This is a genomic window from Bradyrhizobium sp. LB14.3, from assembly GCF_040547985.1.
GTDB lineage: Bacteria > Pseudomonadota > Alphaproteobacteria > Rhizobiales > Xanthobacteraceae > Bradyrhizobium.
The window spans coordinates 18,669-38,208 of sequence record NZ_JBEPQT010000034.1 but is presented as its reverse complement, the minus strand read 5'-3'; the positions used below and the strand labels follow the sequence as shown (position 1 = coordinate 38,208).

The window sequence follows — 19,540 nt, the reverse complement described above, 5'->3', positions numbered from 1 at the left end:
ATGAAGGGTGCGTTTGTCGTCAATGAAGATACGCCGTTGATCGAGACGCTGCGGCGCATCGATCAGGGCACGCTGCAACTCGCCATCGTTGAGCGCGACAGCCGGATCGTCGGCACCGTCACCGATGGTGACGTGCGGCGCGCGCTGCTCGGCGGAATTGGCCTCGACGCCTCCGTCGACCTCGTGATGAACCGCTCGCCGATCACGGCGCCCGTCAGCATCTCGAATCCGGCCGCCCTCAATCTGATGCGCAAGCATTCGATCCACCAGCTTCCGCTGGTCGATGCGGACGGGCGGGTGATCGAGGTCAAGCTGATCGACGACCTCGCGCTTGCGCAGCAATCCGATCACTGGGTCGTGCTGATGGCCGGCGGCCTCGGTTCGCGGCTGAAGCCGCTCACCGACGAGATTCCGAAGCCGCTAATTCGCGTCGGCGACAAACCGATCCTGGAGACCGTGCTCGGCGGTTTCGTGAAGGCGGGCTTCGGCAAGTTCTTCATCTCGGTCAACTACAAGGCCGAGATGATCCGGGAGTATTTCGGCGACGGCTCGGCCTGGGGCGTCGAGATCGACTACCTCCAGGAGAACGCCCGTCTCGGCACTGCCGGCGCGCTGTCGCTGTTGCCGGAGCGGCCCAGGCAGCCGTTCTTCGTCATGAACGGCGATCTGCTGACGACGGTGAATTTCGAGCAGATGCTGAAATATCATCGCGAGCACCAGGCCTTCTCCACCGTCTGCGTGCGCGAGCATTCGGTGACGGTACCGTTCGGCGTGATCGACTTCGACGATCATCGCCTGCTCGGCATTCGCGAGAAGCCGACCCAGAAATTCTTCGTCAATGCCGGCGTCTATTTGCTCGATCCCGGTGTGCTCGACCATCTCGACGCCAATGAAGCCGTGGACATGCCGACGCTGATCGAGCGCACCATCGCCAAGGACAAGCCGTCGGTCGTGTTTCCCTTGCGGGAATACTGGATCGACGTCGGCCGGCTCGACGACCTCCAGCGCGCGTCCGACGAGTTCCAGAGGATCTTTGGATGAGCACCGAACGTTCGCTCCGGGAGCTGATGTCGCTCGACGGGCGCGTCGCTGTTGTCACCGGCGGCGCAGGCCATATCGGCCGCGCGATCGCGGGCGGCCTTGCCGAACTCGGTGCCAACATCGCGCTGGTGGACATCGCTGCGCCCGCCGGCACGGAGGCCGCCGCGAAGCTTACGGCAAGTCATTCGGTCAAGGTCGCGATGTTCGACTGCGATTTCGAGCAAAGCGCGGCGGTGAAGGATCTGCCGCGGCGGGTGCGCGAGGCGTTTGGTGGTATCGACATCATCGTCAATTGCGCGGCCTTCGTCGGCACCAGCGGGCTCGAGGGCTGGGCGGTGCCGTTCGAGCAGCAATCGGACGCGACCTGGCGGCGGGCGATCGAGGTCAACCTCACCGCGCCCTTCGTGCTGATCCAGGCTGCGGCAGAGGATCTCGGCAAGTCCGGCCATGGCAGCGTGATCAATATTTCCTCGATCTACGGGCTCGCGGGGCCGGATTGGCGGCTCTACGAGGGGACGGCGCTGGGGAACCCGGCGGCTTATGCCGCGAGCAAGGGCGGGCTGATCCAGATGACGCGCTGGCTTGCCACCACCATGGCGCCAAAGGTGCGCGTCAATTCGGTGGCGCCGGGGGGCGTCTTCAGGGCCACGCCGGAGCCGTTTTTGAGCCGCTATGTAGCCCGGACGCCGCTTGCCCGCATGGCACGCGAGGACGATATGAAGGGCGCTGTGGCCTACCTCGCGAGCGACCTAGCAGCCTATGTGACGGGCCAGTGCATTGCGGTCGACGGGGGGTGGACGGCGTGGTAAGCCAACGGCAAATCATGCAATTGCAGGAATCTCCGAAATGTTGAGCTGTAGCAAGTGCTTATTGCCGGAAACGGCAGAGGCCACGTCGTTCGACGACTCTGGTTCGTGCAGCGTCTGCGCCCAGATCGAGGTCCGTGACACCCAGATCAATTGGGACGAGCGCCACGCTCAGATGCTCGAATTGGTATCGAAATACCGCGACAAGGGGCTGTACGACTGCATCGTGCCCTATTCGGGCGGCAAGGACAGCGTTTTCCAGCTCTGGTACGTCGTCAAGACGCTTGGTCTGAAGCCGTTGGTTGTGCGCTTCGACCATTGGTTCTATCGTCCGCTGATCGAAGAGAACAATACCAGCGTGTTCAAGCAGCTCGGTGTCGACGTGCTGAACTTCACGCCGAATTGGCATGTCGTGCGTGAGCTGATGCTGGAATCGCTGAAGCGCCGCGGCGATTTCTGCTGGCACTGCCATACCGGCATCTACGCCCACACCATGCAGATCGCGATCCGCTACGAGACGCCGCTGCTGTTCTGGGGCGAGAGTTTGGCCGAATACCAGTCATTCTATTCCTACGACGAGATGGAAGAGGTCGACGAGAAGCGCTTCAACCGCGCGATGAATCTCGGCATCACCGCCGACGACATGTACGAGTTTCTGGGGGGCCGCGTTGCCAAGCGCGACCTGTATCCGTTCGTCTATCCGCCGCGCAAGGAATTGATGCGGATCAAGTGCCGTTCGATCTGTCTCGGCAGCTACATCAAGTGGGACACCAAGAAGCACGTTGAGATCATCAAGCGCGAGCTCGGCTGGAAAGGCCAGGAGGTCGAGGGCATTCCGCCGGAGTACGATTACGAGAAGATCGAGTGCTTTTTCCAGGGCGTGCGCGACTACCTCAAGTACATCAAGCGCGGCATGGGCCGGACCAACCATCTCGCCAATATCGACATCCGTAACAAGCGCATGACCCGCGAGCAGGGCGAAGCGCTGGTGCGCGAGTTCGATGGCAAGCGGCCGCCGAGCCTCGATCTGTTCCTCGACTATCTCCAACTCACCGAGGAGCAGTTCCTGGGGATTGCGATCAAGCACGAGGTCAGCCCTTGGCAGTTCTCGCCGAACACGGTCGAGCCGGGACGCCGCATGCCGGACATGGACAAGTGGAACAACACGCAAGTGCCGTGGCCGAACCATCCCGGCGTCGAGATCGGCGGCGGCAAGGGCTAGGCGAGGATTGACGGGCGGCGCGTCGAAACGCCGGGGAGCAGGCGATGTCAGGCGTAGCGATCGTCGATTACGGCATCAACAATGTGCGCTCGGTGAAGAACGCCGTCGAATATTGCGGCTTCGATCCGGTCGTGACCCCTGACGCCGCTGCGATTGCGGATGCTTCCCACGTCATCCTCCCCGGCGTCGGTGCGTTCGGCGATGCGATGAGCAACATCCGCGCCCGTGGCATCGACGAGATGCTGGAGCGCCACGTCCGCGAGAAGGGCAAGCCCTTCCTAGCCGTGTGCCTCGGGATGCAGCTGCTCGCCAACACGTCCGAGGAGCATGTCGACGACGGCGTCGCGCATCGTGGGCTCGGCTGGTTCGATGCCGACGTCCTGCGGCTGATGCCGAACGATCCCGCTTTGAAGATCCCGCATATGGGCTGGAACATGGTGGCGAAGGAGCGCGACCATCCGATCCTTGCCAACATCCGCGAGAGCAATCTGGCCTTCTATTTCGTGCACTCCTTCGCGATGCGTTGCAGGGATGCAGGCGATGTGGTCGGCTTCGCCCAGTACGGCCAATCGGTGACCGCAATCATCGCACGGGACAATATCGCCGCCACGCAGTTCCATCCCGAGAAGAGCCAGGACACCGGGATCGAGCTGATGAGCAATTTCCTGCGCTGGAATCCCTGAAGTTCTCGCGATGTTGAAGAAGCGCCTGATCCCGAAATTTCTGCTGCGCGACGGCAGACTCGTCAAATATGTCCGCTTCTTCGAGAACGAGCGCGCCGCCGGCAATCCTGTGACGACCGCTAAAGTCTACAACGACTACGGTGTCGACGAGTTGATCGTGCTCGACATCGTGCCGAGCGCGGCCTCGCGCGGCCGCGTGGTCGACATCATCGAACGGATGTCGGAAGAGATTTTCATGCCCTTCACGGTGGGCGGCGGGGTCAAGACGCTCGACGACGTCAACATGCTGCTCCGCGCCGGCGCCGACAAGGTGTCGGTGAATTCGGAGGCCGTGCGGCGCCCGGAGTTCTTGCGCGAGGCAGCACGCACATTCGGCGACCAGTGCATGACGGTGTCGATCGACTACAAGCGGATCAGCCCCAACCACGCCAGCGTATTTATCGACGGAGGCCGCGAGCATGTCGCGCTCGATCCGATCGAATGGGCGCAGCGCTGCGAAGACCTGCACTGTGGCGAAGTGCTGTTCGGCTCGATCGACCGCGATGGCACCATGAGTGGTTACGATCTCGAACTGATCCACAAGGCGGCAAGCGTCTTGAGCGTGCCGCTGATCGTCTCCGGCGGCTGCGGTTCGCTCCAGCATGCGATCGACGCACTCGAGGCTGGAGCTTCGGCGGTGGCGATCTCCTCGATGTTCCTCTTTACCGATCACAGCCCGATAAAGTTGCGTAGTCATCTGTTCTCGCGCGGTCTCGACGTGCGCGCTAGCTTCTCGAGCAGGAATTAGCACCGTGCAGCTTTCCCTGGCCCGTACCGATCTTGCGATCTATGTGCGAAAGCAGTTCGAGAACCTATTTCCTGATCGCGCAGATCTCGGCGACCTCCCGAAATTCGTCGAACTTGCACTCGGCCGGGTCGACCATTGCTTTTCGCGGCTGCGGCTGAAAGGGTTCTTTGCGAACGGCGAGGCTCGATTCTCGCACTGGCACTCCGACCAGTATGCGATCTTCCTCTATTTCCTTGCCAATTCAGCTTTTCGCGAATGGCCAGGCCACCCCATCGCGGACAAGGCCTACGCAATGAACAAGGCGCTGCACGCGCTCGACGCGTTCTACGAGGTGGAGCTGCCTGACGTGTTCGCGGTCCAGCATCCGGTGGGCACCGTACTCGGCCGCGCCAGCTATTCGGACTATTTTATCTGCTACCACAATTGCACGGTGGGTGCGAACCTCGACAATGACTACCCGTCGTTCGGCCGCGGCATCGTGATGTACGGCGGCAGCCGCGTCATCGGCAAGACGGCCGTGGGCGATAACTCCTTCGTCTCGACGGGTGCAATCGTGATTGACGGCGGCACGCTTGCTGCCGATAGCGTCTTGCACGGGATCTATCCGAAGGCAGCGCGCTCGCCGACGTCGCGCAACGTGGTGCGCGATATTTTCGGAATGACGACCTGATCAGGTCAGCCGCTTGAATCCGGAGTGAGCGACGGGGCCACGCAACAACTGCTTGACCGCCTTCTGGTCAACGGCGGTGCGGAGCTCGCGGAATACCTCGGACACCGTTTCCAGGTAACGATCGACATGAGCGTCGGTGTGCGACCACATCGCGTAGAACGAGCCGGTTGCGAGGATGCCGCGGTCCAGCATCATCTGCGTGAACAGCGTGCGCACCCCCTGGGCGTCGGGCAGGTCAAAGGCGAAATGGCCGAGCGGCGAGATGCCGGAGACGTGCAGCGGTAGGCCGGCGGCCTGCGACGCGTCGGTCCAGCCCTTCTGGACGCGCTTACCGATCCGCATCAGGTGCCGCGCGACGTTCTGCTCGCGATGTTTGCGCAAGGTGGCAAGTGCCGCGACCGGGCCGACGCGCTCGGTCCATGCCGTCGAGCTGACGAAAGTCTCCTGCGCGGCGTCCATCACCGAGGCGCGGCCAACGATCGCGGCCATCGGAAAGCCGTTGGCGATAGCCTTGGCAAACACGGCTATGTCAGGATCGACGCCGTAAGCGAGATGCGCGCCGCCGGAATTGATGCGGAAGCCCGACGTCACCTCGTCGAAGATCAGCGCGGCGCTGCAGCGGTCGGCGAGTGTACGAATGCCCTTGATGAAGGATGGCTCGGGCTCACTAGAGCGCACCGGCTCCATCACGATTGCGGCGAGCCGCTCGCCATGGGCGACGACGATCGCCTCGATCTCGTCGAGCTTGTTGAAGTGGAACGGGTGCATCAGGCCGGCGAGGCCGCGCGGCACACCCTTGGTATCGAGGCCCGGCAGCAGATGTCCGTCGAGTGCGGTGGTCTCGCCGAGATTGGCGCTGAGGTACCAGTCGTGCCAGCCGTGATAGCCGCAGAACGCCACCATGTCGCGGCCGGTCGCGGCGCGAGCGATGCGCACCGCGATCGCCATGGCCTCGCCGCCGGCGCGTCCGAACCGCACCATGTCGGCCCAGGGATGCAGCTCGACCAGGAGTTCTGCAAGCTCAATATCCTCGGCGCAGTTCAAGGTCGACATCGAGCCCAGGTCGATCGCGGATTTCACCGCAGCATCGACGTCGGGATCGGCAAAACCCAGGATGGTGGCGCCGATGCCGCAATAGCTCATGTCGAGATAGGTCTTTCCGTCCAGATCGACAACTTCCGCGCCCTTGGCCGATTTGAAATAGGTCGGCCATTGACCGGGCAGGAACATCTCCGGACGCTTCGATAGCAACTGGGTGCCACCGGGCATAACGGCGCGGGCACGCTCGTAGAGCGCTTGAGCGGAATTAGACATTGCGCTTCTCCAATACGGTCGTGCAACCTAGGTCGATACCTCAAAGCGACACCAGCTTGCAAGGAGCTCTGGTGCCTTGGCAGAAAGGGCCCGTTGCAACGGTGAGGTGGCGCAAGCCGGGCAGATGAAGAGCGACTCAAAATCCGATCGCCGCAGTCGTCAGACCATCGATCCGCGGCCAGGACCGCGTTGTGGCCGCAGCGATAGCCGGCGTAGTAAGCGAGGACGTCGCGCAAGCCCATTGCGCGCATCTGCCGAGAGTGATCCTCACCGGGCAACCGTCAGCGGAGTCTGATCGTTTGCAAGAGTGGAGGTCAGCGGCATTTGATGAGCTCGCGATCTCGTCGGCGGAAAGCTGTTAGTTCCCCGGCAATCCCATAGCGCATCGTTGCGGATGCTGCGGCCCATTCACGGGCAGTGCGCTTCGTCTCGCGAAGCTCGACCGCTATCCTCGGACGGCGCGCGCTTCGACGGTGCCCTCAACGCGCTTAGCTTCCTCTCATCAGTCAACGGCCGGTGTTGGTGCGAGGACATTGGGAGTGCGCATCTCGAAACACCAACATGGTTGGGACATAGGAGTACTGCGTCAGCAGTTGATTGTGGTGCCCAAATACCAGTTTCCGCGAACTCGGTTCACGTCTCAGGGGCCGATGTTCCTGAAATGTTCTTGTAATTTTGATCGTTAAAGGCCACTCGATCCGTCGGATTTTGTTGCTCTGGGAGTAGACCGGAACTTGCTGTTGAGGCCGCCCAAGCGGTCGTCAGCGCCAATTGAGAGCGGTGGAGGGCAGCTGAACCGGAATGACATCCTGCGGCATTATTTGGGCGGTCCGCGAGGCTAAAGTCTGCACTAATCCATGCCCTCCAACCCTCTCGATTTTACGGAGGAAGTGTGTTCTTAGAAACAGTCTCCAGCTGGAGTCGCGGAACTGGCGACTGCCTTCAACCCCTGAATGATGGGCCGACCTATGTTCGTAAAGAATTGCCGCATGTGCGCGAGCGAGCGTCTCGCGCTCTTTCTCGATTTGGGAGAGATGCCGCCGGCCGATCAGTTCCTGCACAAGCACCAGCTCAGCGAGCACCGGGATGCGTACCCACTGCAGGTCGCGGTCTGCGAAGAGTGCGGGCTGATCCAGCTCAACTATGTAGTGCCGCCCGAGATTCTCTACTGCGACGACTATCCCTACGAATCCTCGACCACCACGGCCGGCCGCCGGCATTGGGGGGAGTTTGCTCGCACCACGACGCGCCTGCTCGGGCTGACCAAGGATGATCTGGTCGTCGATATCGGCAGCAATGTCGGCGTGCTCCTGCAGATGTTCAAGGAGCAGGGCACCAAGGTGCTCGGCGTCGACCCGGCCGCCAACATCGCGGAGATCGCCAACAAAAACGGCATCGAGACCGTCGCCGCGTTCTTCAACAGCGAAAGCGCCAAGAAGGTCGTTGCCAGCAAGGGGCAGGCCTCGGTCATTACCGGAACCAACGTCTTCGCTCATGTCGGCGATCTGCATGATCTGATGCAGGCCGTTTCCATCCTGCTCGCCGAGCGTGGCACCTTCATCATCGAGGCTCCCTATTTCCTCGAACTGCTGCACAGCCTCGAGTACGACACTATTTATCACGAGCACCTGTCCTATCTGTCGGTGAAGCCGCTGGTGCGGTTCTTCAAACAGTTCGGCATGGAGATATTCGACGTGCAACTGCGCGACATCCATGGCGGTTCGATCCGCCTGTTCGTGCGCAAGATCGGCGTCTCGACCAGCCCGGTCGCTCCGATCGTCGAACAGATGCTGGCCAATGAAGAGCGCGAGAAAATCTACGAGCTGGATACCTTGCGGAAGTTCGCGCAGGGCGTCGCCAACAACCGCCTGGCGCTTCGGGCGATGCTGACCGGCCTCAAGCAAAGCGGTAGCAAGATCGTCGCCGTGAGTGCGCCGGCAAAGGGAATGACCCTGCTGAATTATTGCGGACTGGGCAGCGATTTCCTCGACTTCGTCACCGAGAAGTCCAGGCTGAAGCTCGGCCGTTACACGCCGGGGATGAACATTGAAGTCGTTCCGGACGATATGTTACTGAAGCACCAGCCTGATTATGCGCTTCTGCTGGCCTGGAATTTTGCCGAAGAGATCATGAACAACCTGAAGGAGTTTTCGGATCGGGGCGGCAAGTTCATCATCCCGATTCCGACGCCCAGGATCGTCGGCTGACATCTTTCCAACTAGTTCCTGCCAGGCAACTCAACTTGCCATCGGCAGCAGGGAGTCATGAGATGAATTTAAAAAAGCTTCCAATTTCCTTTGCGGATACGCGCGGGGAAATCATCGACGTGCTGCAGCGGGAACCCATCGAGTACGCGACCATCATTCACAGCCGGAAGCACGCGGTTCGCGCCAACCACTATCACAAGGAGACGTGGCAGTGGCTGTACGTACTGTCGGGGAAGCTTCGCACCGTTTCGCAAATGCCGGACCAGGCGCCAGTCGAGGCGATCATGGGGCCTAACGATCTCATCCTTAGTGTTCCCCACGAGCGGCACGCTTTTGAGGCGCTGGAAGACACGACGTTTCTGGTGCTGACCCGCGGCCCGCGCGGCGGCGAGGACTACGAGAAGGACACCTTTCGTCTCGACGTCCCCCTGATCGCACCGAGGTCGTAATGGAAGCGGCCCCGTTCATTCCGGTCTCCGAGCCCCTGATCGGAGACAACACGGCTCCCCTTGTCAACGAGTGCATCGAAACCGGCTGGGTTTCTTCAGAAGGGCGCTTCATCCAGGAGTTCGAGCAGAAATTTTCGCAGTTTTGCGGCGTCGCGCACGGTGTGGCGGTCAGTAATGGCACCACGGCCCTTCAGGTCGCCATGAAGGCATTGAGTCTCGAGCCCGGCTCCGAGGTCATCATGCCGTCCTACACCATCATCTCCTGCGCTATCGCGATACTAGAGGCCGATTGCGTGCCGGTGCTGGTAGATTGCGATCCCGAAACCTGGTGCATGGATCTCGATCAGGTTGAAGCCGCGATCACGCGGCGGACACGCGCGATCATGCCGGTGCACATGTTCGGGCATCCCGTCGACATGCGTCGCGTCATGAAGCTTGCCGCCAAGCATGATCTGCGCATCATCGAGGACGCCGCGGAGGCCCACGGTGCGGAAGTCGAGGGCCGCCGTGTCGGGAGTTTCGGCGACATGGCCTGCTACAGCTTCTACGCCAACAAGATTGTGACCACAGGCGAGGGCGGGATGGTCGTCACCAGCAGTGACCACTATGCCGCCCGGCTGCGTTCCCTGCGCAATCTTTGCTTCCGCCCGGAGCGGCGGTTCTATCACACCGAAATCGGTCACAATTATCGCCTGACCAATCTGCAGGCTGCGATCGGCGTGGCTCAGGTCGACCGCGTCGAAGATCACATCCGGCGCAAGCGAAAGATGGCCGTCGCGTATCGTGAACGGCTGTCCGATCTGGCGCAGATCACGTTACCGATCGAGCGGGAATGGGCAAAGAACGTCTACTGGATGTATTGCCTGATCCTCGTCGATGACGTTGGCTTTGACGCCGTCGAGTTCGCGAAGCGCCTGCGTGCAAAGGGGATCGACACACGGCCGCTTTTCCTCGGCATGCACGAGCAACCGGTCCTGCGCGAACGAGGCCTTTTTGTCGGAAGCAGCTATCCGGTGACGGAGCGGCTGGCGCGCCGCGGCCTGTATGTTCCCTCCGGACTTGGCTTGACCGAAGCGCAGATCGATCGCGTCAGCGCCGCGGTTCGTGAGGTTCTTTCGTGACGGGCGTCTTCAACGACTCCTATGCGGCGACCTATGATACGGTCTACGCCGAAAAGAACTACGCCGCCGAATGCGAGGCGGTGGAGAACCTGATCGCGAAATTCAGGCGCGGCGAGATTAAGAAATTGCTCGATCTCGGCTGCGGAACCGGCAAGCATGCTGTGATCTTCGCAGGCGATGGCTTCGACGTAACCGGCGTCGATCAATCCGAAGCGATGGTGGCGCGCGCACGCCACCGCGCATCGCACATGAAACTCGGTGCCAATCCGGAATTTCTTTCCGGCGATATCAGGAATTTCTCGGGCAAATCACCGTTTGACGCGGCGCTGATGAATTTCAACGTCATCGGCTATATGAGCAGCAATGACGATGCCCTGGACGCGCTCGGCGCGGCGCGGAAGAATCTGCGACAGGACGGATTGCTGATCGCAGACTTCTGGTATGGGCCGGCCGTGGTCGTGGATCCGCCGGGTGAGAACACCCGAAGGTTCGAGACTGGCGACGCGGTCGTCGTTAGGTCCTCTTCAGGCCTGCATCTGCCTGACAGCCAGCGCTGCGAAATCACGGTCAAGGTCATGCGCCTGCAGGGCAACACTGTCCTCGGACAAGCAGAGGAAACCCACCAGGTTCGGTATTTTTTTCCGCTTGAGCTCGAGCTGATGCTTCGGGTCAGCGGATTTAAGTTGCTCGCGCTGACCGGTTTCCCGGACATCAATACGCCCGCGAGTTCGCGTAAATGGGCTGCGGCTATGGTCGCGGTCGCGGTCTGATGCTTTTGCCGAGCAGGCCATTTGGGAAGGCGACCTAATCTCTACTTGCCGCCAGGCGCCACTTACTCGTGCCTGCGGTAGACCTCGAACGTCCGCTCTCCGACTGCGAAGCTGGCCGTGAGCGCGAAATGCTTAGCCACGACGTCGCCGAATGGAATGCCGTCGCGCACGGTCCCGACAAGCGTGTCGCCATAGTCCTTGCGGCGCTCGATCAGCAGCGTCTGGTAGTCCTGGACCAGCGCGAGCCGCATGCTGGCCTCGCTCCAGAAGCCGGCTTCCCAGATCGCCGAATTGACCCTGTCGCGCTGCTCGTTCGTCAATCCGGGCTTGGGCTCACGTAAGACCGTGGGCAGGTATAGGGATCGCGGCTCGATCACGCCGCCGGCCAGCCAAACGGCTTGTGCGACCTCGACGCGATCGCTCAGGACAAAAACGCGGCCTGTTGGAGGGAGGCTCTGCCGCAACTGACGCGAAATGTCCGTTGCGGCTGTCCGCACTTTTTCGGTTTGCGGGCGCAACAGAGAAGGGAAAGAAGGAAAGACATGCATCACCGCGCCTGTGATGCAGAGGCCACCGAGCGCGACATAGACCAGTTGGCGACTGCGCCCAAGCCTGGATATCTCCCCAATTAGGGCCGCCGCGCCAAGCGCGCCAACGGGCAGAAAGTAGTTCGTGTAAGGAATAATGCAGTCGACGCAGTAAGACAGCGACAGCATGTAATGCAGGATGGCGGTGATCCAAAAATAAGCCAGGATCAGGTCGATCGGTTTCAGTCGACGCCCCTCGCTCGAGCGGCTGGCTGAAACAATCCGCAGCCCGATCATCGCCAGCGTGATCACCGACACAACAAAATACGGTCGAAAAAAATATGAGTTGAAATAGACCGGGATTTCACGGAGCCGCACCACAGGGTCCAGCGGTGACACCGTAAGCGGCAGGATGTTGGAGGTTGGAGCCGCCGGCACCCCCAGCGCCATGGCAATCTGCGCCAACCCCGGCGTGTCCAGAACGACATCCACCAAACCACGTCCGAATATCCAGAGTGTTGCCATGGATGCGGCGAGGAACGTCAGAAAGCCGATCGTGAAGCACTGCAGCTTGCGCCTGGGTTCGATCAGGAGGGCCCAGCCGGTCGGGATCATGGCAAACGGCAGCATGTCGGGCCGAGCGAACAACAACGCCCAAAGAATACCGCCGGCAATCGCATAGGCGATCCGTCGTGCGTTCGCAGCGAGCAGGATATGGATCATCGCCAGCGACAGACAACTCACCATCGCATAGGGCGTAGCGGTAGCAAAATAAGTCAGGGTTACGGGATAGCCCACGACGAGGATGGCCGGGCCGACACCGGCAAGGCGAGAACGGCCGATCCGCGCGCCGGCCAGGTAAACCAACACCAGGCACCCGATTGCGAACAGGATCATCAGCGCGCGGCCGGGCAGATAACCGGTGCCGAACAAGCGCTCCATCGAACCGACGGTGTAGAATGGCAGCGGCATGTACCAGGTCGGATCCAGCGCGGAATAGGGTGCGATCTGACCGGTAAGGTACCAGTAGCCCTTCATCAGGTACTTGCCCTCGTCCATCCAGGTGTCGAGCGTAAGGGCGTTGAATACGAGCTGACCGATTGCAAACAGCAGACAAGCCAGCAGCATCCAGCAGGCGAGACGATTGTTGGCTTCTCCGACAATATCGCCGGCCGGATGCGATGCTCGGTCGTGTGCCTGCATCGTCAAATCGTCGCAGCTGGAAGGTCGACAGACGGTCTTAGGCGCGAGATCATGATGGATTCGATATTCCGTCCGTGGCAGATGGCGCAGGCACCGCGTCCCGAGCGTGCAAGCGATGCCATTCGAGAATACTTCCGATGACCGCAAGTAGGCAAGTGACGGCCACGACAAGGGTCGCAAGCGCCAGTGCATCGACCATTGAAACATCTTGCAGACGGAGCAGTGCCACAAGCGCACCTCCCGCAGTTATCTGGCCGACTGTGATCGGAATGAGCCCCGCAATGCTTACCAGTCCGGCGATCCAGCACCAATCGGCGAAGTCGATTTTGATACCGATACCGACCGCCAGAACAATGAATGTCAGAACGTTGACGATGTGCACCAGCGCCCCGATCGATACGCCCATCACCACCCGCCACCACTGACTGACCGCCACATGCCATTGCCGAATAGCGTTCCGCAATTCCCTGGCGAGTGCGACCGAATAGCCGTTCGTCGAACCTTCGATCCACGTCACAACGCGTTCGGCCCAACGGAAGACGGCGTCGTGACGCAGCGCAATCAAGGTCCCGATCAGCAAGACCAGGCTCGCCAGCGCAATGTGCTGAAGTCTCGGTGGGTAGTGACTGGAGGACATCCCAAAGCCGATCACCGAGACAGACAGCATCCCGATGAAGGATGTCAGCCGGTCGGTGAGGACCGAGACCGCCGCACCGCTGACGTTACCCGAACCGCGGGAAATCAGGTAAATCTTGGCGGCTTCTCCGCTGGCCTGTCCGAGAAAGAAAAAGCTGTAGAACTGACCGATAAGGGCGGCCTTGAAGAGGTCCACCACCCTCAGCGCAGGGATAACAAGCTGCCATTTGACCGCATTCAAGCCGACGGCAAGCATGGATAGCACGAAGGCCGCTGCGTCGCAGGCAAAGCTCGAGCGAACCACATCCGCATAAATTTCCCTGACATCGCTGAGGCAGACGACGAGCCCTATGGCGACCGGGATGATCAAAAATTTCAGGATCGATAACAACCTTCGCATCAATGATTCGGCCTTTGAGATGGATTCCGCCGCGGCTTGAGGGCGCGCATCGAGCTTCAATCCGATCAGCGTTCGAGCCGCACCAGCAGCGTTCTTACGCGCCGCGTAATGAGGGCGATGATCGTGGCGGTAAGCAAAAGCGCCACCAGCGGAAACCCAAGCGGTACGCCTGAGGACCCATCATTGAGCAGGGAGGCCCTGCCGGTCGCGCCAAGAAAGGAAAACAGGAATACCTGCGGGGCGCTGAAGACAAAGGTCGCGATCGAATAACTGACGAGGTCGATCTTTGTCAGTCCGAACAGATAATTCTGCAATGCGCTGGGAACGGGTGCCCCGAGGCGCGAAAGAGCAATGATGCGCCAGCCCTCTTCGTCCACGGCCTGCGCGACAACCTTGAGCGTCGGCCTCGTCTCCAGCTTTCGGCGGAACCAGTTTGCAGCGATGTATCGCGACGAACAGAACGCAAGGATCCCGCCGACGGTCCCGCTCAGCAGAATGATTGGAGCAGCTGCCATCCCGAACGCCACGCCCGCCACAATGATCAGCACGGTGCGAGGAAAGACTACGAAGGCGGTCAACAGAAATACCAGGCAAAGTGCCGCCGCGGAAACCGGCGTCAAACTACCAAAATGCTGAAGCCAATTGCTGAGCGCTTCCGTCATCAGACCAGTAGTAGCCCGGATCCTTCGCGGCCCGTGATGGGTGCTGGAGCCATTGCCGCCGATTTCCAACAACCCATGTATTCTCGCACCAACAGGGCTTATTGCAGCCTGACCTGAACCGGCCCAAACGGAAAGCGCACTAATACGAGCGATCCTCTAGCAAATCAAAATAGCCTTGGCTATAGGCGCCTTCAGGACGATGGGGGGCAGGCTAAAACCAGGCAAATTTGCCTGAGACGCGAGCCCCAGGGCCACTAGGTGATGCGTTCCGGCCACGGACGGCTGAGTCGCTATTTGGAGCCGCGCGGTACTTCCCTCTGTGGTCAGATTAGGATAGGCCAAGTCCCTTGGGGCGTCCCCGCAAGGGGAAATGGTGTTGACAGCCCGGAAGGCGCAGACGGCCTCCTGTCACCGCGATGCCTCGGCTTTCATTCTTTCGCAAAAAGCGAACATGGATCTGCTCAGGTATCCTGGTTCGCCAAACCAGATGCTTTCGATCTCGACTACCGTTCTGAGGGACAAAGATGACGAGCAATGTTGAGGTGTCCGTTGAGCCACGGCTGAGCGTCGTCATCGCGGTCATGAATGAGGAGAATAACCTCGCTGCGCTCATCGACGAGATCAACGGCGTCTGCGATGCGCGCGGCTGGGTGCGCGAGATCATCGTGGTCGACGACGGCTCGACCGACAACAGCGCGCGCGTCGCCGGTTCGATGGCGAACGTCACGGTGTTCCGCTTTCGGCGCAATTTTGGACAGACCGCCGCCTTCGACGCCGGCTGCCACGCCGCCCAGTACGAATACGTGATCACCATGGATGGCGACGGGCAGAACGACCCCGCCGACATTCCCAATTTGATTGCGCATCTGGAGGCCAACAATTTGGACGTTGTCTCGGGCTGGCGCGTCCACCGGCAGGATACATTTGGCAAGCGCTTCGTCTCGCGCGGCGCAAACCTGCTGCGCAAGGTGTTTCTCAACGACACCATTCACGACAGCGGTTGTTCGTTGAAGGTCTACCGGCGTGAGTGCTTCGACAACGTCCATCTGTACGGTGAAATGCACCGGTTCATCCCGGCGCTGCTTGAAATGCGGGGGTTCTCCGTCGGAGAGCTGCCCGTCAATCACAGGCCGCGCCGGAGCGGGACGTCGAAATATAACGCGGTCCGGACCATCAAGGGCCTCGCCGATATCGTGCTGCTCTGGTTCTGGCGCAGCTATTCGGTCAGGCCGATCCATCTGCTCGGCGGCATCGGCGTTCTGTTCTTCCTCATCGCGGCGATTTTCGGCTTGCGCACGGTCTGGCTGTTCGTCACCGACAGGAAGTTGTCGAGCACGCTGGAGCCGCTGCTGACTGTCTTCAGCTTCATCGCGGGGCTGCTGTTCGTGTCGCTGGGAATCCTGACCGACATCCTGATCAAGATCTACTATGCGATATCCGCTGAGCGCTATTATTCGGTTCGCGAGATCGTCAAGAACGGCGCGATTATGAAGGTGACCAGCGCCCCAAGCAAGCTGAGCGAAGTGCATTCCGGGCGCGCATCGACCGACGCCTCATGATTGCACCCGGCGCACAATCAATGACCCGCGACGTGTCGCCGGTATCGGCTTCGTTGAACCAGGTCGGCATCAGCGCATTTCCGTTGTCTATCGGACGCGACACTGGACGCGGCCTGGAACGGGTGATTGCGGAGTTGGTCACAGGCCTCGATGCCATTGGGCAGCCTTACGTCTTCCACGATCGCGGCATGCTCCTCACCGAAGCCGCGGTGCTTAGGCAGGCACCGAATTTCCTGTGGGATTTGCGCGGCGTCCAGCACGACGTCTGGTTCGGCGTCTATTCGGTGTCGTCGATCTTCATAATTCTGGCGCGCAAGCGCCCGGTCGTCACCGGGGTTTACGATCTCATTCCCTTTCTGGCGCGGGGTTACGACAATTTCCTGAAATACTCCATCAAGCGCCGCTGCATCGAATTCGCGTGCCGGCATAGCGACGGACTGATCGTGCCGTTTCCATCGACGGCCAAACAGGTGGTCGACATGTTCGGCGTGCCGGCGGATCGTATCGGCGTTATCCCGCTTGGCATCGACCACAGCAGATTCTGGTGTGATGCCGCGATTCCCAAGCGCAAATTCCGCATCGGGTTTTTGGGCGAAGCCAAGCGGGCGAAGGGTCTCGATGCCGCGATCCTCGCCTTTGCCGACGTTGCCAGGCAGAATCCGGATGCGTTCCTCGCAATCGCAAGCGGCGGCAATGAACTGGAAGAGATGAAGGATCTGGCGCGCAAGAACATTCCGCCGGATCGATATGAATTTGTCGGCTTCGTGCCCGAGGAGAACATGAGGCAGTTCTATTCTGAGTTGGATCTGTTCTTGTTTCCCTCCAGGTATGGATTCGGCCTGAGTGCGGTCGAGGCCATGGCGTGCGGAACGCCGGCAATCACCGGTCGTACGCTTGATTCGACGGAATTCTTTACCCACGAACTATCGTTAGTCGATCCTGACTCGCCCTCGGAACTGGCCGATCGGATCTCGCTGCTTCTGAATGACCGCGAGCGCTATGCCGAGCTGCGGCAATGGGGGCTGCAGCAGGTCCAATCGTTGTCGTGGACTCGCATGGCAGAAAAGTACGTGGAGTTCTGGAAGGAGATCCGCTCCCGATACACATCCCGACTTTAGTCTTCCGGCGGAAACTCACCGGCGCCCGCGAATACGGTACTTTGCGCGTCAGGAATTTTCGGCACTTCAAAGGTTTCGCATCATTGTCATCAACAAATTCAGTGTCGCCTAAAACAAAATCGAGCGATGTTTTGCGAATACTTGCAACGGTCGGGCTCCTCGCCGCGAATCTGGTGTCGATTGCCACCTATTTTTGGGCCCTCTCCCAATACCCAACTGCAGATCAGACCTCGACTTTGAAGCGGCTCGGTGCATTTCTCGCCGACGTGAGATCCATTCAGTTGAGCGATGGATCTCTTATCTCTAATCTTCTGATTGCCTACCCGGGAGAGTGGCTGAACTCGATCCTGAGCCGTTTGTATCAGCTCAACGATCTGATCGTCTGGGACATTCACTACACGCCGATCTTGCCGTTTGCGTTTTTTCAGGTCGTCGTTGCACTGGTCTTGATGGCTTATCTGGCCTCGCTCGTCGTGAGATTGGCCGGCGCGTCCGCCTGGAGCTCGAACGCTTTTCTGTTCACGCTGCTCGTCGTCATGAACTTTCCGATGCTCAAGGGCATCGCGAAGGTTCTCAAATACGACATTCTGTCTACATTATTTGCCGCCATCGCCATCCTTCACTACGTCGGATATCGCGCATTTGGGCGCAATGGCGTGGCCGTGATCGCGATATTTTGCGGCCTCGCCTATCTGGAGAAAGACACCTCGCTCTCGATCACGATCCTGATTTGCTGGCTCGAGCTGATGTTGATACCGCTCGTGGTGCCGGCGCCGCGCGAGGCGGCGGCCGCGGCGGGACGATTTTTGGTGATCTTCGGCCTGACCATTTTAGGAACGTGCGTGTTGCTGGTGCCAAAGATCTGGCTCAATCCGCTCCAGATGCGCTCAATCTTCGCCAGCGTGCCGCTGTATTTCGTCAATATCAAGCCGTCGATTGCGCTGCTGCCGCTCGTGGCCCTCTTGCTGATTTACCTGGGGCTGCCGGCGATCCGTAAGCGATGGCCGGCGCTAGTGCCGTCCAAGGTGCCGGCGCAAGTCGCCACGATATTCTTTTCAATCATTTCGCTGACTGTCGTGGCACTTGGCGTGTCGGCAATATTCTTCCAGCAGAATGTTCTGTTTGATCCGACAATCGTCGGCAACGACATCGACGTTGAAGCGCTTCGCGCGGAATCGATCTACGTGGCCAGGCCGATTGCCTACAGCGCCATCACGACGATGGATCACAGCGCCATGCTTCAGCATCTCAAGGAATTCTGGAGCATGGCGCGGGTCATCTTCTACACTTTGCCAGAGATCACCCTGGTGATGATCGTCGCCGCCGCGCCATTGTTCCTGTTTTTGGCGCGAAGAAATCGGTCCGTGCTTGATCGTCACGCGGTACCGCTAATCCTCGTTTTGTTCTTCCCGGTGGCGATGCTGAGCGCGTTTAGCTTCGCGGACCTGCCGTTCGAGCCGAAATACCTCGTTCTGGTAAGCCTGCTACTGACGATTTTCGGCGTCTATCCAATGTTGGTATGGTTCGAGAACATCAGCACCGCGACCACCGCTGCGGTACAGACAACTGTCGCCGCTCTGATGGTGCTGGTCGCACTGTCGGCAGCGCCGTCATATTTGCGATACAAGAACGTCGTGCGGGACCGGGCGCTGGACAATGCCGCTGCGCTAGACATGAATCGCTACATCTGGTGGACGTGGCCGGGATGGGGCGAGACGGCTTACCCAATGAGCAGGTACGTCGAACAGAACGCTACGACCAAGCCCGTGACTATCGCGTTTGATTACTGGGCGCCGTTCTATCGCGCACCGGGATTGACCTGGCTGGAAGCTGATTTTGCGAAATGTCAGTCAATGGATGATCTGAAGAAACGGTTGCAGGAAATGGAGGCGCGGTCGGTCGACTTTCAAATCATCAGCAAGAACATGAGTAATAGGCAATGGTGCTTGAATTCCATACTTGGGAAGATGAGGGACAAGGCCCTCTTCATTGATAGTCAACAGGGATTCGAATACGGCTGGTTATTCCGGTTCAGCGATGTTCTGGAGGCGTTTCCCCGCTAGGTTCGTGGGAGGCTCGGCCCCCGATTTCACTGGAAAGCTAAGTCCTTGGAACCCAGCCTCGGGCGGTTAGCCGATGGCTTCTATCCCAGATGGCGGTTGCGCTGTTTGTGAGAATTGCTCACTGTGCTAGTGAATGTCTCGTGCTCTTCTCGATTTGGGAGGATGTCGCCGCAGATCAGTTCCGGTATCAGCATCAGCTCAGCGAGTACCGCGATGCCTTCCGGAGGTCGAGCGCAACTTTTCCAGTTGTGCGGCGCTGAGCACGAAGGCCCCGTTGCGGCGACTCCTCCTCGCGGCGGCGA

17 protein-coding genes are annotated in these 19,540 nt (G+C 60.0%); 13 read left to right on the top strand and 4 right to left on the bottom strand.

Going from position 1 to position 19,540, the window contains the following annotated elements:
- The 6 genes from ABIB00_RS34425 to ABIB00_RS34400 are packed head-to-tail and all read left to right on the top strand — an operon-like array spanning position 1 to position 5,209.
- Positions 1–1,041: a nucleotidyltransferase family protein gene (locus tag ABIB00_RS34425; protein ID WP_354069428.1), complete on the top strand. Its 1,041-nt coding sequence runs from the start codon at positions 1–3 to the stop codon at positions 1,039–1,041.
- Positions 1,038–1,850 (top strand): SDR family oxidoreductase, encoded by an 813-nt coding sequence (locus ABIB00_RS34420; protein WP_354069426.1) that lies wholly within the window; start codon positions 1,038–1,040, stop codon positions 1,848–1,850. Before ABIB00_RS34425 ends, ABIB00_RS34420 begins: the two co-directional genes overlap by 4 nt.
- Positions 1,851–1,887: 37 nt before the next feature.
- Positions 1,888–3,069, top strand: a complete 1,182-nt coding sequence (locus tag ABIB00_RS34415) for an N-acetyl sugar amidotransferase (RefSeq protein ID WP_354069424.1) — start codon at positions 1,888–1,890, stop codon at positions 3,067–3,069.
- A 44-nt stretch (positions 3,070–3,113) separates the two neighbouring features.
- A complete protein-coding gene (hisH, locus tag ABIB00_RS34410; protein WP_354069422.1) occupies positions 3,114–3,752 on the top strand; it encodes an imidazole glycerol phosphate synthase subunit HisH in 639 nt (212 codons plus the stop codon).
- 10 nt (positions 3,753–3,762) lie between these two features.
- The gene (locus ABIB00_RS34405) at positions 3,763–4,539 is read left to right on the top strand and encodes an imidazole glycerol phosphate synthase cyclase subunit (protein ID WP_063995631.1); all 777 of its coding nucleotides are present in this window, start codon (positions 3,763–3,765) and stop codon (positions 4,537–4,539) included.
- Positions 4,540–4,543: 4 nt separating this feature from the next.
- A complete protein-coding gene (locus ABIB00_RS34400) occupies positions 4,544–5,209 on the top strand; it encodes an LbetaH domain-containing protein (protein WP_354069420.1) in 666 nt (221 codons plus the stop codon).
- Here ABIB00_RS34400 and ABIB00_RS34395 read toward each other — a convergent pair whose 3' ends face one another.
- Complete coding sequence (locus tag ABIB00_RS34395; RefSeq protein WP_354069418.1) at positions 5,210–6,523, bottom strand: aminotransferase class III-fold pyridoxal phosphate-dependent enzyme; 1,314 nt, start codon at positions 6,521–6,523, stop codon at positions 5,210–5,212.
- 989 nt (positions 6,524–7,512) lie between these two features.
- Here ABIB00_RS34395 and ABIB00_RS34390 point away from each other — a divergent pair.
- The 4 genes from ABIB00_RS34390 (at position 7,513) to ABIB00_RS34375 (ending at position 11,070) form a co-directional block, all read left to right on the top strand.
- Complete coding sequence (locus ABIB00_RS34390; RefSeq protein WP_354107438.1) at positions 7,513–8,730, top strand: class I SAM-dependent methyltransferase; 1,218 nt, start codon at positions 7,513–7,515, stop codon at positions 8,728–8,730.
- A 62-nt stretch (positions 8,731–8,792) separates the two neighbouring features.
- Entirely contained in the window at positions 8,793–9,179 is a 387-nt protein-coding gene (locus ABIB00_RS34385; protein WP_354069414.1) for a cupin domain-containing protein, read from the top strand.
- A complete protein-coding gene (locus tag ABIB00_RS34380) occupies positions 9,179–10,300 on the top strand; it encodes a DegT/DnrJ/EryC1/StrS family aminotransferase (protein WP_354069412.1) in 1,122 nt (373 codons plus the stop codon). Before ABIB00_RS34385 ends, ABIB00_RS34380 begins: the two co-directional genes overlap by 1 nt.
- Positions 10,297–11,070: a class I SAM-dependent DNA methyltransferase gene (locus ABIB00_RS34375; protein ID WP_354107437.1), complete on the top strand. Its 774-nt coding sequence runs from the start codon at positions 10,297–10,299 to the stop codon at positions 11,068–11,070. Before ABIB00_RS34380 ends, ABIB00_RS34375 begins: the two co-directional genes overlap by 4 nt.
- A 62-nt stretch (positions 11,071–11,132) precedes the next feature.
- Here the strand turns inward: ABIB00_RS34375 and ABIB00_RS34370 are convergent, their stop codons facing one another.
- From ABIB00_RS34370 to ABIB00_RS34360, 3 genes are read right to left on the bottom strand one after another with little or no spacing between them, the layout of a single operon-like run.
- Positions 11,133–12,800, bottom strand: coding sequence for an ArnT family glycosyltransferase (locus ABIB00_RS34370; RefSeq protein ID WP_354107436.1), 1,668 nt, complete (start codon positions 12,798–12,800; stop codon positions 11,133–11,135).
- Positions 12,801–12,849: 49 nt separating this feature from the next.
- The gene (locus ABIB00_RS34365; RefSeq protein ID WP_354069409.1) at positions 12,850–13,896 is read right to left on the bottom strand and encodes a lysylphosphatidylglycerol synthase transmembrane domain-containing protein; all 1,047 of its coding nucleotides are present in this window, start codon (positions 13,894–13,896) and stop codon (positions 12,850–12,852) included.
- A 5-nt stretch (positions 13,897–13,901) separates the two neighbouring features.
- Positions 13,902–14,498, bottom strand: coding sequence for a TVP38/TMEM64 family protein (locus ABIB00_RS34360; protein ID WP_354069408.1), 597 nt, complete (start codon positions 14,496–14,498; stop codon positions 13,902–13,904).
- Between the two features lie 524 nt (positions 14,499–15,022).
- Here ABIB00_RS34360 and ABIB00_RS34355 point away from each other — a divergent pair.
- From ABIB00_RS34355 to ABIB00_RS34345, 3 genes are all read left to right on the top strand, one after another.
- Positions 15,023–16,057, top strand: a complete 1,035-nt coding sequence (locus tag ABIB00_RS34355) for a glycosyltransferase family 2 protein (RefSeq protein ID WP_354069406.1) — start codon at positions 15,023–15,025, stop codon at positions 16,055–16,057.
- A 20-nt stretch (positions 16,058–16,077) separates the two neighbouring features.
- Positions 16,078–17,175, top strand: coding sequence for a glycosyltransferase family 4 protein (locus ABIB00_RS34350; RefSeq protein ID WP_354069404.1), 1,098 nt, complete (start codon positions 16,078–16,080; stop codon positions 17,173–17,175).
- A 131-nt stretch (positions 17,176–17,306) separates the two neighbouring features.
- Positions 17,307–19,238 carry a hypothetical protein gene (locus ABIB00_RS34345; protein ID WP_354069402.1) on the top strand — a complete coding sequence of 644 codons (1,932 nt, stop codon included), beginning with the start codon at positions 17,307–17,309 and terminating at the stop codon, positions 19,236–19,238.
- Positions 19,239–19,540 lie beyond the last annotated feature (302 nt).

Bases quoted from the DNA above. Each gene is read 5' to 3' on its own strand.
- ABIB00_RS34415 (WP_354069424.1), top strand. From the start codon at position 1,888: ATGTTGAGCTGTAGCAAGTGCTTATTGCCGGAAACGGCAGAGGCCACG.
- ABIB00_RS34360 (WP_354069408.1), bottom strand. From the start codon at position 14,498: ATGACGGAAGCGCTCAGCAATTGGCTTCAGCATTTTGGTAGTTTGACG.
- ABIB00_RS34395 (WP_354069418.1), bottom strand. From the start codon at position 6,523: ATGTCTAATTCCGCTCAAGCGCTCTACGAGCGTGCCCGCGCCGTTATG.
- ABIB00_RS34425 (WP_354069428.1), top strand. From the start codon at position 1: ATGAAGGGTGCGTTTGTCGTCAATGAAGATACGCCGTTGATCGAGACG.
- ABIB00_RS34405 (WP_063995631.1), top strand. From the start codon at position 3,763: ATGTTGAAGAAGCGCCTGATCCCGAAATTTCTGCTGCGCGACGGCAGA.
- ABIB00_RS34385 (WP_354069414.1), top strand. From the start codon at position 8,793: ATGAATTTAAAAAAGCTTCCAATTTCCTTTGCGGATACGCGCGGGGAA.
- ABIB00_RS34350 (WP_354069404.1), top strand. From the start codon at position 16,078: ATGACCCGCGACGTGTCGCCGGTATCGGCTTCGTTGAACCAGGTCGGC.
- hisH (WP_354069422.1), top strand. From the start codon at position 3,114: ATGTCAGGCGTAGCGATCGTCGATTACGGCATCAACAATGTGCGCTCG.
- ABIB00_RS34390 (WP_354107438.1), top strand. From the start codon at position 7,513: ATGTGCGCGAGCGAGCGTCTCGCGCTCTTTCTCGATTTGGGAGAGATG.
- ABIB00_RS34380 (WP_354069412.1), top strand. From the start codon at position 9,179: ATGGAAGCGGCCCCGTTCATTCCGGTCTCCGAGCCCCTGATCGGAGAC.
- ABIB00_RS34420 (WP_354069426.1), top strand. From the start codon at position 1,038: ATGAGCACCGAACGTTCGCTCCGGGAGCTGATGTCGCTCGACGGGCGC.
- ABIB00_RS34355 (WP_354069406.1), top strand. From the start codon at position 15,023: ATGACGAGCAATGTTGAGGTGTCCGTTGAGCCACGGCTGAGCGTCGTC.
- ABIB00_RS34370 (WP_354107436.1), bottom strand. From the start codon at position 12,800: ATGCAGGCACACGACCGAGCATCGCATCCGGCCGGCGATATTGTCGGA.